Below are 12,983 nucleotides of genomic sequence, written 5' to 3'. Positions count from 1 at the left end.
GCGGCTGGCGCTAAATCCCCGCCCAATGCGCCAGCATCCTCTGGCGCATCCGTACCGAGCGGCCATTCCAGCTCCGCGCCCCGCGCGGACGCTCCATGCCGCTGCCCTTGCTGGCTTCGCGGGTTTCCAGATCGGCGGTGAAAATGGTAAAGACATGCTCCTTGCCTGCCACATCCGTCAGATAGCCGCCCAAACCCGCAACAAAATTCAGCGTGCCCGTTTTCGCCAACATCCCCGCCACCGGATGCTGCACCGGCCCGCCCTGATTGTTGCGCAATGCCCGCTCCGGCATCAAAGGCTTGAGGAGGTCATGCGCCTTCTCGCTGGCCAGCATCCGCACCAAAGCCCGCGCCGACACCCGCGAGCGGTCGCCCAGCCCCGAATGATCCACAAACCGCGCCGCGCTGCCGGTGGTGTCCAGCATCCAACGCCCCATCTCGCGGCCCGATGCCTCCAAGCTGGGGATCCCATCCGCCCGCGCTTTCGAGGCCGACAGCCCGATCATTTCGGCCATCAGGTTATTCGAACTTTCCAATGTATCGCGCACGATATCGGCCAGCCCCGCGCTTTCGTGCAGCGTCAACAAGGCAACACCATGCGCGGGCGGCAAGGCGTCAAGTGCACTGGGCGGCCTGCCGATCTTGACGTCCATCCCGCTCAGCAACACATGCGCCACATCCGCGACGTAAAGCGGCGGAAAACGCACCGGCAACCAGCGGCCGCCATGGTCCCTGAGCGCGCTCTGCGCCACGCTCCACACATCCCGCCCGGCGGCCTCGTCAAAATCGAACACCGGCGCGCCACGATCCTCGGCTGCAATCTGCGCGACGGTCACCCCCGGCCGGTAATAGCGCCCACGCGCATCCAGCGTCAGGTCGATCTTGCCCGCATTGGGCATCCATTCAAAGAACACGCGGTTATAATTCAGGCTCAACCCCGAGATAGAGGGGTTGTAGCCGAAATGTGCCATCTGGTCCCCGTCGATCTGGAAGCTGTAGGGCAGCGCCCCGCCCCATGCCTGCACCCCGCCGCGTACCTCGCGCAGGCCTTGCGTGACCAACCGCTCCATCAACCGGCCCAGCTCGTCGGTCTGCAAGGTCGGATCACCACCACCGGCAATGATCAGGTTGCCTTGCAAGACCCCATCTTCAATCGGGCCTGACGCCAAAATCTGCGTCAGGAAACGGTGCTGCGGCCCCAATGTATCGAGCGCATAAAGCGCCGTCGCGGTCTTGGCGACGCTCGCTGGCGGCAGCCCTGTCGCGACGTTCCCTTGGCTCAAGAGCGCCCCCTCCGGCCTCGCTTCTGCAAGGGCAAAGCTCACCGGCCCACCCAAACGCGCTTCGCGGACCCAGCCCGCCTCGGGGCTTTCAAGATAGCTCTCCAGCCGCGCAGGGCGTTGTCGCGGAAGGCGCGTGCTAACCGGGGCATCCGCCAAAGCCGCGCTGCCGATCCACCCCGCCATTCCGGCCAATGCTGCTCTGCGCGTCAGGCCTCTGCTCATTCTGCGTTGCTCCGGTCTTCTTTTGCCGCCCATGCGCCCGCCTGCCGCAACGCGGTCGAGCTGTCAGGCCGCATCGGCATATTCACAAAACACCAGCGCGGCGCTGGCCCCGCGGCCAACAGCCCCGCCGCCGCATCCGGCAACCGCGCTGCGCGGTAAATCCGCGCCGTCCGCGACTGCCGCGCCGCCATCCGCGTCTCCGGCCGCGCCATCACGCCCACGGGCACCCGCGCCATGATCTCGTCTGCGGCTTTCCAGCGATGAAACTGCGCCAGATTATCCGCGCCCATTAGCCAGACAAACCGCACACCCCGATACCGTTCCTGAAGGGCCGCGATCGTTTCGGCGGTGTAGCGGGTGCCCAATTTCGTCTCCAGATCGGTCACAGTGACCATCGGATGCGCCATTTCGGCCCGCGCCTGCGCCAGCCGCGCGTCCAGCGGCGCTGGCCCTGCATCTTTCAGCGGGTTGGCGGGGCTCACCAGCCACCACAGTTGGTCCAGACCGAACCGCCGCAGCGCCACTTTCGACAGATGCACATGCCCGCCATGCGCCGGATCAAACGATCCGCCCAGCAGGCCCACGACCTGCCCCGCACGCGCCACTGGCCATCCTGCCCGCATCGTTGCTGTTGCCTCTCCCGTCATGCCCGCCAGAAATTGCGTCCACCTGCCGGAATGTAAAGCCCGTTTTGCCACACCGCCCCTTTCCCCCGCCCGTCAGCATCGCTATCTAGGGCCAAATCGCGATTAGCGGAGGAAGAAAGCCCCGATGTCCAAATATCAGTTCGTTTATTTCATGGACGGCGTGTCCAAGACCTACCCCGGCGGCAAGAAGGTGTTCGAAAACATCCGCCTCAACTTCCTGCCCGGCGTGAAGATCGGCGTCGTCGGCGTCAACGGCGCGGGTAAATCCTCGCTGCTGAAGATCATGGCCGGTCTCGACAAAGACTTCTCTGGTGAGGCTTGGGCGGCCGAGGGCGCCAAGGTCGGCTACCTGCCGCAGGAGCCGCATCTCGAAGAGAGCCTCAACGTCCGCGATAACGTCATGCTCGGCGTTGCCGAGAAAAAAGCCAAGCTCGACCGCTATAACGAGCTGGCGATGAACTACAGCGACGAAACCGCCGATGAAATGGCCCAGTTGCAGGACCAGATCGACGCCGAAAACCTCTGGGATCTCGACAGCCAGATCGACATCGCGATGGAAGCCCTGCGCTGCCCCGCCGATGATGCCGATGTCGCCACCCTCTCGGGCGGTGAACGCCGCCGCGTCGCCCTTTGCAAGCTGCTGCTCGAAGCGCCCGACATGCTGCTCCTCGACGAACCGACCAACCACCTCGATGCCGAAACTATCGCATGGCTCCAGCAGCACCTGATCGACTACAAAGGCACGATCCTCATCGTCACCCACGACCGTTACTTCCTCGACGATATCACCGGCTGGATTCTCGAACTCGACCGTGGCCGTGGCATCCCCTACGAGGGCAACTATTCCAGCTGGCTGGAGCAAAAAGCCAAGCGGCTTGAGCACGAGGCCCGCGAGGACAAGGCCAAGCAAAAGACGCTCGAGCGAGAGCTTGAGTGGATGCGCGCTGGTGCCAAGGCCCGTCAGGCCAAGCAAAAGGCCCGCATCAACGCCTATAACGAGCTTGCCGAGCAATCCGAGCGCGAAAAGGTCGGCCGCGCCCAGATCGTCATCCCCAACGGCCAGCGCCTTGGTGGGAAAGTGATCGAGGTCGAAGGCCTCAAGAAGGCAATGGGCGACAAGCTCCTGATCGAAGATCTCAGCTTCTCGCTGCCGCCCGGCGGCATCGTCGGCGTCATCGGCCCCAACGGCGCGGGTAAATCGACGCTCTTCAAGATGCTCACCGGGCAAGAAAACCCCGATGAAGGCTCCGTCGAGCTGGGCGACACCGTGCAGCTTTCCTATGTGGACCAGAGCCGCGACTCGCTCGACCCGAATAAGACGGTGTGGGAAGAGATTTCCGGCGGCGCCGAGCTGATCAAACTGGGCGATGCCGAGGTGAACTCCCGCGCCTATTGCGGCTCATTCAACTTCAAAGGCGGTGACCAGCAAAAGAAGGTCGGCCTGCTGTCGGGCGGTGAACGCAACCGCGTGCATATGGCCAAACTGCTGAAGTCAGGCGGCAACGTGCTGCTGCTCGACGAACCGACCAACGACCTCGACGTGGAAACCCTCCGCGCGCTTGAGGATGCGCTTGTCGATTTCGCTGGCTGCGCCGTGGTGATCTCGCACGACCGCTTCTTCCTCGACCGTATCTGCACCCACATCCTCGCCTTCGAAGGCGAGGCACATGTGGAGTGGTTCCAAGGCAACTTCGAAGATTACGAAGAAGACAAAAAGCGCCGCCTCGGCCCCGATGCGATGGAACCGAAGCGGATCAAATACAAGAAGTTCACCCGCTAAAACACCAAGCGCCGCCGCCCATCACTGGGCCGCGGCGCAGCGTTCCACCCTCCTGCAAACGCACTTTATCCTCTCACATCCGCACACCCTCCAAGCCGCGCGCCCAGCCCAGCCAAATCGCTGTGCCGAGCGGGCGGCCCAGCGATGGGCGGGCAGCCGAAACGGCTGCTATCCCGCCCGCCACCTCACAGCACCAGCGCCACCGCCCACATGCCCAGCCCGAAGGCCGTGTGCGCCACGAGGCCCATCGCGCGGCCCTTCCATGGCGCGTCGGTCTTTGATGCACCCATTCCCAGCCCCATCCCGGGCTGCAACAGGAACCACCCCGCCGCGATCGTCAGCAGCGCGAAAATCCACACCGGCAGGAAGCTCGGCACCGCCAGCCATTGCGGCCCCGCGATCAGCACCCAGATCACACCATAGGCCACGCCCACTGCGTAATGCATGATCCAGCCCAGCCGCAGCTCTCCCTCCAGCGGAGCGGTGGCGCCGATATCCTCATGCATCACCACACCGCGCGGCAAATAGCCGAACCACCGGCCCACCATCGCCCAGTTCGGCAGCGGTTGTCCCGCAAGCCGGTTCAGCACCAGCGCCCAAAGGTCCATCGCCACCGTGCCACCCAGCCCGATCAGGATGCCCGCAATCCAAAGGTTGTCCATTCTGTCCCTCCCGTTTTGCCCCAGCATCGCCGCAGGCGTCCAATCTCGCAAGCACCCTCTTGAATTCCGCACCAAAACATTCCACTTATGAAATGTATTTAAACGCAGGAGTTCCCATGTCCTATACGATTGACCGCCACATCCCCGACGCGACGATTGACGAGGTCGATGCCCGCACCCGCAGCGCACTTGGCGCGCACGGCTTCGGCGTCCTGACAGAGATCGACGTTCAAGCCACGATGAAAAAGAAAATCGACAAGGATATGGACGGCTACCGCATCCTCGGCGCCTGCAACCCGTCCATGGCATGGGAGGCCATCGGCATGGAGCCAAAGGTCGGCGCCATGCTGCCCTGTAACGTTATCCTGCGGGCCGAGAATGGCGGCGTCACCGTCTCCGCGATCGACCCGCAAGCCTCCATGTCCGCGATTGACAATGACGGGCTAAAATCCGTCGCCGGTCAAGTCCGCACCATGCTCGAAGCGGTGGTCGCGGAAGTCTGATCCAAGCGCATGGGCGGCGGCTATTGCCCCGCCCATTGCACGATCCCCGCCATTGGCATCGCACCGGCCTGCCGCTTCGCCTCGCGGCCCTTCTCGAACTTCACCATCGTCGGAATACCGCGAATATTGTAGCTCTGGCCCGCTTTCGGCTCGGCTTCGGTGTTCACCTTCACCAGCCGCGCACGGCCCTTCAACATCCCCGCCGCCTTCGAGAATTCCGGCGCCATCATCCGGCACGGCCCGCACCACGGCGCCCAGAAATCCACCACCAGTGGCAGGTCGTCATTGCGCGCCGCTTTTTGCAAGGTCTGGAAGTCGATCTCCACCGCTTTTTCGGAGACCAGTTTCGCGCCACAGGCCGCGCATTTCGGACCCGCGCCGAGCTTTTCCTCCGGCACACGGTTAACCTGCATGCAGTCCAGACAGGTGATTTTCAATCCGGCCATGATCGCCTCCAAAAATATATGCTGAAATTATAATATGTAGTCTTGCCGCCTCGTTCAAGCCATGTTGCACTTGATGGCAGCGCAGCGTCATTCCATGACATTCCCCTTGATTTATTTTGGCGTCGCCCCCATATGCGCCGTGCAAGTTACTCTATCGACCACTGTCTCCTTCTACGGCCCAGTACTTCGATTAGCACTGACGAGCCGACCCGCTACAATTCCGTGAGCGGTTAATACAAGGAGACTACGGATGGCTAACGGCACCGTAAAATGGTTCAACACCACCAAAGGCTACGGCTTCATCGCCCCCGAGGGCGGCAGCAAGGACGTATTCGTTCACATTTCCGCTGTAGAGCGTTCCGGCCTCACCGGCCTGCAGGAAGATCAGAAGGTCACCTTCGACATCCAGCCCGGCCGCGATGGTCGCGAATCCGCGATCAACATCGCAATCGCCTAAGCCTTTAAAGCTTTGGTTTGGAAGGCCGTCCGCATGTCGGGCGGCCTTTTTTGTTGGCAGTGCCGCGTCGCGCGCCTATTGGGCGCCGCCTTCCGCCGCTTGCTCGACCAATTCCGCGACCACCGGCCCCATATCGGCCACGATCGCCGCAACGCCATCCGCATTCGGGTGAATGCCATCCGCCTGCATGAACCGCGCCCGCGCCGCGCCCACGTCGCCTTCCTCTGCGGTTAATCCGCGAAAGAAGCTTTCGTAATAAAGCGCGTCATATGCGCTGGCCAGTTCGGGATACATCGCATCAAAGGCGTCCTTGTAGTCTGGCCCGTAATTGCTCGTGGCCTGCATCCCCACCACCAAAACGGGCAATTCCCGCGCGGCGGCCTCAGCCAATATCCCGTCCAGATTGGCGCGGCTCGCCTCCGGTGGCAGCCCCCGCAAGAGGTCATTGCCACCCAGCGCCACGATCATCGCATCCACCTCCGGCGTCAGGCTCCACCCCACGCGGGAAAGCCCCCCCGCCGTGGTATCACCCGAAACACCGGCGTTGATCATCACCACGTCATGGCCCTGCGCATCGAGCCATGCCTGCATCTGCGGCACAAAGCCCTCGGCCTGCGGCAAACCATAACCTTGGGTCAGGCTGTCGCCCAACGCCACCACCGTCACCGGCTCCGCCCGCAGGACGCCCGCCACGGCAAACAGCCCCGCTCCCGCAATCGTGAGGTTGCGCATCAGCCGCTTTGCCCCATATGCAAAGGCAACCCGAATGCGTGAAAGGTATGTCATGTCTGATCCTGTCCTGTCCCTGTCCGGTGTGTCGCTGTCGTTGATGGGCAATGCCGGTCCGGTCGATATCCTGCATGACATCTCCCTCGACATCGCCGCTGGCTCCTCGCTTGGCCTGATTGGTCCCAGTGGGTCGGGCAAATCCTCGCTCCTCATGCTCATGGGCGGGCTGGAAACCGCCTCCGCGGGCCGCATCACCGCCTTGGGTCAAGACATCACCGCGATGGACGAAGACGCGCTCGCCCGCTTCCGCAGGGGTAATATGGGGGTTGTGTTCCAATCCTTCCACCTCATTCCCACCATGACCGCGCTGGAAAATGTCGCGACCCCGCTGGAGCTGGCCGGTCACAAGGACGCTTTCGAACGGGCGGAGGCCGAGCTGGCCGCCGTTGGCCTCGCCCAGCGTGCCGGTCACTACCCCGCGCAGCTCTCGGGCGGCGAGCAACAGCGCGTCGCACTCGCCCGCGCCTCCGCGCCGCGCCCGCGCATCCTGCTGGCCGATGAACCGACAGGCAACCTCGACGAAACGACCGGCAAGGCGATCATGGATCTCCTGTTCGGCCTTCAGGACCGCCACGGCGCGACGCTGATCATGGTCACGCACGCGCCCGAACTGGCCGCCCGCTGCGACCGCGTTATCCGCCTCCGCGATGGCCGGATCGAACCGAATGCCGAGACGAGGGCCGCCGAATGAGCCTCGCCCTCGCCACCCGCTTCGCACGGCGGGAACTGCGCGGGGGGCTGCGCGGCTTCCGTGTGTTCCTCGCCTGCCTCGCCCTTGGCGTCGCGGCCATCGCCGCCGTCGGCACCGTTCAATCCGCCATTCAGGAAGGCCTCCAGCGCGAAGGCGCATCGATCCTTGGTGGCGATGCCGAGGCCGAGTTCACCTACCGCTTCGCACGCGATGAAGAACGCGCCTATCTCGAAAGCATCTCCGAGCAGCTTTCCGAAACCGTGGATTTCCGCTCCATGGCGGTGGTGCACCGTGACGCAACGCCCGAGCGTGCCCTCACCCAAATCCGCGCGGTTGATACCGCCTACCCGCTGATCGGCAGCGTCACCCTCGACCCGCCCATGCCCTTGTCTGACGCGCTCGCTGGCACCGCCACCCACCCCGGCGCGGTGATGGAGCGCGTGCTCGCAGACCGCCTCGCCCTGTCCCCCGGCGATATTTTCCGCCTCGGGGCGCAAGAGTTTGTGTTTTCCGCCACGCTTGAGCGCTACCCCGATAACGCCTCCGCAGGTTTCGGCCTTGGCCCCCGCACGATTGTGCTGACGCGCGATCTCGCCAATTCCGGCCTGATCACCGAAGGCACGCTCTTTTCCACCCAATACCGGCTCGACCTACCCGCCAACGCCGATCTCGACCAGATCGGCCAGCAAGCCAAAAACCGCTTCAAGGAAAACGGCCTCCGCTGGCGCGACAGCCGACGTGGCGCAGGCGGCACCGAAACCTTTATCGAGCGGCTCGGCTCCTTCCTCGTTCTGATCGGCCTCTCCGGCCTTGCGGTTGGCGGCGTTGGCGTCTCCGCTGCCGTCCGCGCCTATCTCGCGGGTAAAACCGGCACCATCGCCACGCTGAAGACCCTCGGCGCAACGCGCGGCACGATCTTCCTAACCTATTTCCTGCAAATCGGCGCGCTAACGCTCCTCGGCATCGCCATCGGGATCGTGCTCGGCGGTGGCATTCCCCTCCTGCTTGCCCCGCTGATCGAAGAAAGCCTCCCCCTCCCCGCCGATATTCTCCTCTACCCCGCTCCGCTGATCGAGGCCGCGCTCTATGGCCTCCTCGCCGCGCTGATCTTCACCCTCTGGCCCCTCGCCCGCACCGAAGAAATCCGCGCCGCAGCGCTATTCCGCGAATCCGTCACCTCCGGCCACGGCCTCCCCGCCCCGCGCTATCTGGTGATGACGCTGGGCCTTGTGATCATGCTCCTCGGAGCGGCGATCCTGTTCTCCGGCAACCTCTGGCTCACCCTCTGGACGGCGGGCGGCATCGCCGGTGCGCTGGTGATCCTCGCGCTCGCCGCACGGGCGGCATCATGGCTTGCCCGCCGCACCTCCCGCCTCGCCCGTGGCCGCCCCGCCCTGCGCCTCGCACTAGGGGCCATAGGCGCGAACAGGGGCGAAACCACCTCCGTCACCCTCTCCCTTGGTCTCGGCCTTGCGGTGCTCTCTGCGGTGGGCCAGATCGACGGCAACCTCCGCACCGCCTTCTCAGAGGAACTGCCCGAAGTCGCGCCGTCTTACTTCTTTATCGACATCCAGCCAGATCAGATCGAGGGCTTCCGCTCCCGCCTCGCCTCTGATCCGCAAGTCTCCAGCTTCGACGCAGCGCCAATGCTGCGCGGCATCATCACCCGCATCAACGACCGCCCCGCAGAGGAGGTCGCCCAAGGTCACTGGGTCGTGCGCGGTGATCGCGGCGTCACCTATTCCGCCGCCATCCCCGATGGCACCACCATCACCGAAGGCACATGGTGGCCCGAAGATTACACCGGCCCGCCACAAATCTCCTTCTCCGATGCAGAGGCCCGCGAGATCGGCCTCCAGCTCGGCGATACCATCACCGTCAACATTCTGGGCCGCGATATCACCGGCACCGTCACCAGCTTCCGCGAGGTGAATTTCGAGAACGCCGGCATCGGTTTCGTCCTCTCGATGAACCCCGCCGCCCTCGCCGGTGCGCCCCATAGCTGGATCTCCACCGTCTATTCTGAGCCAGAGGCCGAAGCCGCGATCTTGCGCGATCTGGCAGGCGCTTACCCCAACATCACCGCCATCCGCATCCGCGACGCGATCGACCAAGCACTCGATTTGGTGGGCGATATCTCCACCGCCACCCGCTACGGCGCGTTGGCCACGCTTGTCACTGGCTTTCTGGTGCTGATCGGGGCCGCCGCCGCAGGCGACCGCGCCCGCACCTTCGAGGCCGCAGTGCTGAAAACCCTCGGCGCAGCACGGGGCCGCATCCTGTGGTCCTTCACCCTGCGTGCAGCCCTCCTCGGTGCCACCGCAGGCACCGTCGCCCTAATTGCGGGCGTGCTCGGCGGCTGGTCCGTCATCACCTTCGTAATGGAAGGCGACTATGTCCTGATTTGGTCCTCCGCACTCTGGATCATCTTCGGCGGCATTTTGGCGAGCCTCCTCGCAGGCCTCGCCTTCGCGCTGCGCGCGCTCAATGTCCGCCCCGCCCGCATCCTGAGGGCACAGGAATGAGCGCACCCGATCCGCGCTTCTTCGGCTATGGCTCGCTGGTGAACCTTGCCACCCATGCCTACCACAACCCCCGCCCCGCGCAGCTCGCGGGCTGGCGGCGGGTCTGGCGGCACTCCACCTTGCGCGATGTGGCATTTCTCTCGGTTGAGCGCTGCGCCCAAGGCACGGTGATCGACGGCATCATCGCCGATGTCCCCAATGCCGACTGGGCCGCGCTCGACGAACGCGAGTTTGCCTATCTCCGCCGGATCGTGACCGATGCCGTGGCCCACGATGGCCCCCGCGCGGAAACAGCCGTTTACGAGGTCGATGGCGGCGTGCTCGCCCCGCCATCCACCGCGCATCCGATCCTTCTGAGTTATCTCGATGTGGTGGTGCAAGGCTTCCTGCGGGTTTTTGGGCCTGATGGGGCCACCCGCTTCTTCGCCACCACCCACGGCTGGGATGCCCCGATCCTCGATGACCGCGCCGCGCCGCGCTACCCCCGCGCACAAACCCTGACGCCGGACGAAACCGCGACAGTCGACGCCGCCCTGTCACGCCTCCGAGCCAATATCATCAGCTAGCCGAATAACGGGCTGCCAAGCAGCCCGTTCGCGCCTGCCCCGCCCCCAGGGCGGGCGCGAAATAGTTCGGCCGTCACTCAATCTGAGAAGCGAACCCCCAAAGCCCACCGCCGCGCGGAATCAAACCGCGCCCACCCTCGTGACAGGCACGATCTCTCCACTTAGACGCGCGGCTTAACCTGCATTAAGCGCATAACATCTGCCATTTCGGGACCACGAGCTCGCCCAGTAATCGCTTGCCTCAAGGGCATGAACAGGGATTTCCCTTTTCGACCTGTCGCTTCTTTGACCTCATTTGTCCAAGTCATCCAAGTGTCTGGACTGTAAGGCGGCTCTGGAAGCAACTTGAGAGCTTCTTTCACGAACTCCCAATCCTCATCGACCAAAACAACCGCTTCCATTTGCTCCGGTCCGCTTTGGAATAGGTTCCACCAAGCATTCAAGTCATCGAGGACATTGATATTCTCGCGCACCACATCCCAAAACAACTCACGGAGTTCCTCCGGCACACCCGCCGCCGCCACATGCTCCGCCACCGCCGCATAGGGCAGCCCCGCCAGATACCGCGCCGTCAGCGGCTCCAGATCAGCAGCGTCAAACTTTGTCGGCGCCGAACCGAACTTGCCAATGTCGAACCCGTCCACAACCTCGTCAATGCTGCCGCGCAGCTCCACCGGATCGCTCGACCCGAGCCGCGCCATCAGCGACAGGATCGCCATCGGCTGAATACCCTTCTCACGCAGATCGCGCAGCGCCAGCGTGCCAAGCCGCTTCGACAGCGCCTCCCCCTGCGGGCCGGTCAACAGCGAGTGATGCGCGAAACGCGGCACCGTGCCGCCCAGCGCCTGAATGATCTGGATCTGCGTCGCCGTGTTGGTCACATGATCCGACCCGCGCACCACATCCGTGATGCCCATCTCCGTATCATCCACCACAGATGCCATGGTATAAAGGATCTGCCCGCTCTCCTTGATCAGAACCGGATCGGACACACTCGCCGCATCAATGCTGATCGGGCCGAGGATACCATCCTCCCACTCGATCCGCTCCTGATCCAGCCTGAACCGCCAATGCGAGCCGCGCTCCGCCCGCAGCGCATCCTTCTCCGCTTCCGACAGCGCCAGCGCCGCACGGTCATAAACCGGCGGCTTGCCCATGTTCAGCTGCTTCTTGCGCTTCAGGTCCAGCTCGCCCGGCGTCTCGAAACACTCGTAAAGCCGCCCCATCTCGATCAGCTTCTGCTTCGCCGCCTCATAACGGTCCAGCCGCTCGGACTGCCGCTCGATCCGGTCCCACGAAATCCCCAGCCATGTGAGGTCTTCCTTGACGCCCTCAACATACTCCTCCTTCGACCGCTCCTGATCGGTGTCGTCGATCCGCAGGATGAAGGTGCCTCCCTGCTGGCGGGCAATGGCATAGTTGAAAAGCGCCGCGCGCAAGTTACCGATATGCAGCCATCCCGTGGGCGAAGGGGCAAAGCGTGTCGTGGTCATGGATTTGGCCTCCTGGTTCGGGCTCTGCCTCTTTCACAACCGCCCGCAATTGTCCATATCATCTCCATGGACCACATCGCCCCCACCTGTGACGAAATCGAAGAGATCGCCCGCGCCACCGTCAACGCCCTGCCGCCCGCCTTCCGTGCAGGCGCAGAGGCTGTCGCCCTGCGCGTGGTCGAGTTCCCACCCGAAGACATCCTCCGCGACATGGAAGAGAGCGACCCTTTCGCGCTCACCGGCCTCTATGATGGCGTGCCGCTGACCATGAAATCGGTGATGGACGTGCCAATGGCCCCCGATACCGTCTTGCTGTTTCGCCGTCCGCTGCTCGATGAATGGGCCGAACGCGGCGATGTCTCCTTCAGCGCCCTCGTGGCCCACGTCACGATCCACGAATTCGCGCACCACTTCGGCTGGTCCGATGACGACATCGCCCAGATCGACCGCTGGTGGGAGTAGCCGTCACGCAGGCCGCACTTCCCAGCGCGTTGCCAGATCATCCAGCCCCGCGCGGATCAGTTCCCGCAGTACGCCCTCATCCACATCCGTCAACTTGTTGATGTAAAGGCAGCTTTTGCCCTTCTTCCACTTGCCGAGCCGGTCAAGGATCGGGCCAAATTCCGCATACCCGGGCAGGATGTAAATTACCTGATTAGCCTTGCGCGGCGCAAAGCCGGTGGCAAGGAATTCCCCCTCCCGTCCGCTCGCGTAGCGGTAATGATACCGCCCAAAGCCGATGATCGACCCGCCCCACATGGTCGGGGCGAACCCCGTCACCTCTTGGAAAATCTGCACCAACCGTTCCGCATCCGCCCGCCGCACTGGATGGTCGATTGCCGCGATGTAGGCAGCAACATCCGCACCCGTCGCTTGTGTCTTGTTCTCAGCCATGCCCCCTCCCCTCACGCTCTGCGATC

Annotated in this window: 14 protein-coding genes; 7 read left to right on the top strand and 7 right to left on the bottom strand. The window is 63.8% G+C overall.

Going from position 1 to position 12,983, the window contains the following annotated elements:
• Positions 1-10: 10 nt before the first annotated feature.
• Together dacB and AB1E42_RS04160 are read right to left on the bottom strand one after the other, a co-directional pair.
• Positions 11-1,504 (bottom strand): D-alanyl-D-alanine carboxypeptidase/D-alanyl-D-alanine-endopeptidase, encoded by a 1,494-nt coding sequence (dacB, locus tag AB1E42_RS04165; protein WP_368345741.1) that lies wholly within the window; start codon positions 1,502-1,504, stop codon positions 11-13.
• Positions 1,501-2,127: a nicotinate-nucleotide adenylyltransferase gene (locus AB1E42_RS04160; RefSeq protein WP_368346364.1), complete on the bottom strand. Its 627-nt coding sequence runs from the start codon at positions 2,125-2,127 to the stop codon at positions 1,501-1,503. Before AB1E42_RS04160 ends, dacB begins: the two co-directional genes overlap by 4 nt.
• 148 nt (positions 2,128-2,275) lie before the next feature.
• Here AB1E42_RS04160 and ettA point away from each other — a divergent pair, with 148 nt between their 5' ends.
• Entirely contained in the window at positions 2,276-3,931 is a 1,656-nt protein-coding gene (gene ettA / locus AB1E42_RS04155) for an energy-dependent translational throttle protein EttA (protein WP_368345740.1), read from the top strand.
• A gap of 185 nt (positions 3,932-4,116) precedes the next feature.
• Here the strand turns inward: ettA and AB1E42_RS04150 are convergent, their stop codons facing one another.
• On the bottom strand, positions 4,117-4,593 hold the full coding sequence (locus tag AB1E42_RS04150) for a DUF2938 domain-containing protein (RefSeq protein WP_368345739.1): 477 nt from the start codon (positions 4,591-4,593) through the stop codon (positions 4,117-4,119).
• 116 nt (positions 4,594-4,709) lie between these two features.
• On the opposite strand from AB1E42_RS04150, the gene AB1E42_RS04145 reads away from it, so the two are divergent.
• Complete coding sequence (locus AB1E42_RS04145; RefSeq protein ID WP_368345738.1) at positions 4,710-5,096, top strand: DUF302 domain-containing protein; 387 nt, start codon at positions 4,710-4,712, stop codon at positions 5,094-5,096.
• 20 nt (positions 5,097-5,116) lie between these two features.
• On the opposite strand, the gene trxC is transcribed toward AB1E42_RS04145, so the two are convergent.
• Positions 5,117-5,542 carry a thioredoxin TrxC gene (gene trxC / locus AB1E42_RS04140; protein WP_368345737.1) on the bottom strand — a complete coding sequence of 142 codons (426 nt, stop codon included), beginning with the start codon at positions 5,540-5,542 and terminating at the stop codon, positions 5,117-5,119.
• 250 nt (positions 5,543-5,792) lie between these two features.
• On the opposite strand from trxC, the gene AB1E42_RS04135 reads away from it, so the two are divergent.
• On the top strand, positions 5,793-5,999 hold the full coding sequence (locus tag AB1E42_RS04135; protein ID WP_368345736.1) for a cold-shock protein: 207 nt from the start codon (positions 5,793-5,795) through the stop codon (positions 5,997-5,999).
• Positions 6,000-6,074: 75 nt separating this feature from the next.
• Here the strand turns inward: AB1E42_RS04135 and AB1E42_RS04130 are convergent, their stop codons facing one another.
• Positions 6,075-6,731, bottom strand: coding sequence for an arylesterase (locus AB1E42_RS04130; protein ID WP_368346363.1), 657 nt, complete (start codon positions 6,729-6,731; stop codon positions 6,075-6,077).
• Positions 6,732-6,783: 52 nt separating this feature from the next.
• Here AB1E42_RS04130 and AB1E42_RS04125 point away from each other — a divergent pair, with 52 nt between their 5' ends.
• The 3 genes from AB1E42_RS04125 to AB1E42_RS04115 are packed head-to-tail and all read left to right on the top strand — an operon-like array spanning position 6,784 to position 10,570.
• Entirely contained in the window at positions 6,784-7,479 is a 696-nt protein-coding gene (locus tag AB1E42_RS04125) for an ABC transporter ATP-binding protein (RefSeq protein ID WP_368345735.1), read from the top strand.
• On the top strand, positions 7,476-10,004 hold the full coding sequence (locus AB1E42_RS04120; protein WP_368345734.1) for an ABC transporter permease: 2,529 nt from the start codon (positions 7,476-7,478) through the stop codon (positions 10,002-10,004). The genes AB1E42_RS04125 and AB1E42_RS04120 overlap by 4 nt, the downstream gene beginning before the upstream one ends.
• Complete coding sequence (locus AB1E42_RS04115; RefSeq protein WP_368345733.1) at positions 10,001-10,570, top strand: gamma-glutamylcyclotransferase family protein; 570 nt, start codon at positions 10,001-10,003, stop codon at positions 10,568-10,570. The genes AB1E42_RS04120 and AB1E42_RS04115 overlap by 4 nt, the downstream gene beginning before the upstream one ends.
• Before the next feature lie 161 nt (positions 10,571-10,731).
• On the opposite strand, the gene gltX is transcribed toward AB1E42_RS04115, so the two are convergent.
• On the bottom strand, positions 10,732-12,063 hold the full coding sequence (gene gltX / locus AB1E42_RS04110) for a glutamate--tRNA ligase (RefSeq protein WP_368345732.1): 1,332 nt from the start codon (positions 12,061-12,063) through the stop codon (positions 10,732-10,734).
• A 66-nt stretch (positions 12,064-12,129) separates the two neighbouring features.
• Here gltX and AB1E42_RS04105 point away from each other — a divergent pair, with 66 nt between their 5' ends.
• Positions 12,130-12,525 carry a metallopeptidase family protein gene (locus AB1E42_RS04105; RefSeq protein WP_368345731.1) on the top strand — a complete coding sequence of 132 codons (396 nt, stop codon included), beginning with the start codon at positions 12,130-12,132 and terminating at the stop codon, positions 12,523-12,525.
• A gap of 3 nt (positions 12,526-12,528) precedes the next feature.
• Here AB1E42_RS04105 and AB1E42_RS04100 read toward each other — a convergent pair whose 3' ends face one another.
• Positions 12,529-12,957 (bottom strand): DUF1801 domain-containing protein, encoded by a 429-nt coding sequence (locus tag AB1E42_RS04100; protein ID WP_368345730.1) that lies wholly within the window; start codon positions 12,955-12,957, stop codon positions 12,529-12,531.
• Positions 12,958-12,983: the final 26 nt, after the last annotated feature.

Origin of the sequence: Pelagovum sp. HNIBRBA483, assembly GCF_040931995.1 — a bacterium.
Lineage (GTDB): Bacteria > Pseudomonadota > Alphaproteobacteria > Rhodobacterales > Rhodobacteraceae > JAEPMR01.
This window is presented reverse-complemented; position numbering and strand designations above follow the sequence as displayed.

What these genes read in the sequence shown, in the direction of transcription:
- AB1E42_RS04150 (WP_368345739.1), bottom strand. Translation starts at nt 4,593, where the DNA reads ATGGACAACCTTTGGATTGCGGGCATCCTGATCGGGCTGGGTGGCACG.
- trxC (WP_368345737.1), bottom strand. Translation starts at nt 5,542, where the DNA reads ATGGCCGGATTGAAAATCACCTGTCTGGACTGCATGCAGGTTAACCGT.
- AB1E42_RS04160 (WP_368346364.1), bottom strand. Translation starts at nt 2,127, where the DNA reads ATGCGGGCAGGATGGCCAGTGGCGCGTGCGGGGCAGGTCGTGGGCCTG.
- AB1E42_RS04125 (WP_368345735.1), top strand. Translation starts at nt 6,784, where the DNA reads ATGTCTGATCCTGTCCTGTCCCTGTCCGGTGTGTCGCTGTCGTTGATG.
- AB1E42_RS04120 (WP_368345734.1), top strand. Translation starts at nt 7,476, where the DNA reads ATGAGCCTCGCCCTCGCCACCCGCTTCGCACGGCGGGAACTGCGCGGG.
- gltX (WP_368345732.1), bottom strand. Translation starts at nt 12,063, where the DNA reads ATGACCACGACACGCTTTGCCCCTTCGCCCACGGGATGGCTGCATATC.
- AB1E42_RS04135 (WP_368345736.1), top strand. Translation starts at nt 5,793, where the DNA reads ATGGCTAACGGCACCGTAAAATGGTTCAACACCACCAAAGGCTACGGC.
- AB1E42_RS04115 (WP_368345733.1), top strand. Translation starts at nt 10,001, where the DNA reads ATGAGCGCACCCGATCCGCGCTTCTTCGGCTATGGCTCGCTGGTGAAC.
- ettA (WP_368345740.1), top strand. Translation starts at nt 2,276, where the DNA reads ATGTCCAAATATCAGTTCGTTTATTTCATGGACGGCGTGTCCAAGACC.
- AB1E42_RS04145 (WP_368345738.1), top strand. Translation starts at nt 4,710, where the DNA reads ATGTCCTATACGATTGACCGCCACATCCCCGACGCGACGATTGACGAG.
- AB1E42_RS04130 (WP_368346363.1), bottom strand. Translation starts at nt 6,731, where the DNA reads ATGCGCAACCTCACGATTGCGGGAGCGGGGCTGTTTGCCGTGGCGGGC.
- AB1E42_RS04100 (WP_368345730.1), bottom strand. Translation starts at nt 12,957, where the DNA reads ATGGCTGAGAACAAGACACAAGCGACGGGTGCGGATGTTGCTGCCTAC.
- AB1E42_RS04105 (WP_368345731.1), top strand. Translation starts at nt 12,130, where the DNA reads ATGGACCACATCGCCCCCACCTGTGACGAAATCGAAGAGATCGCCCGC.
- dacB (WP_368345741.1), bottom strand. Translation starts at nt 1,504, where the DNA reads ATGAGCAGAGGCCTGACGCGCAGAGCAGCATTGGCCGGAATGGCGGGG.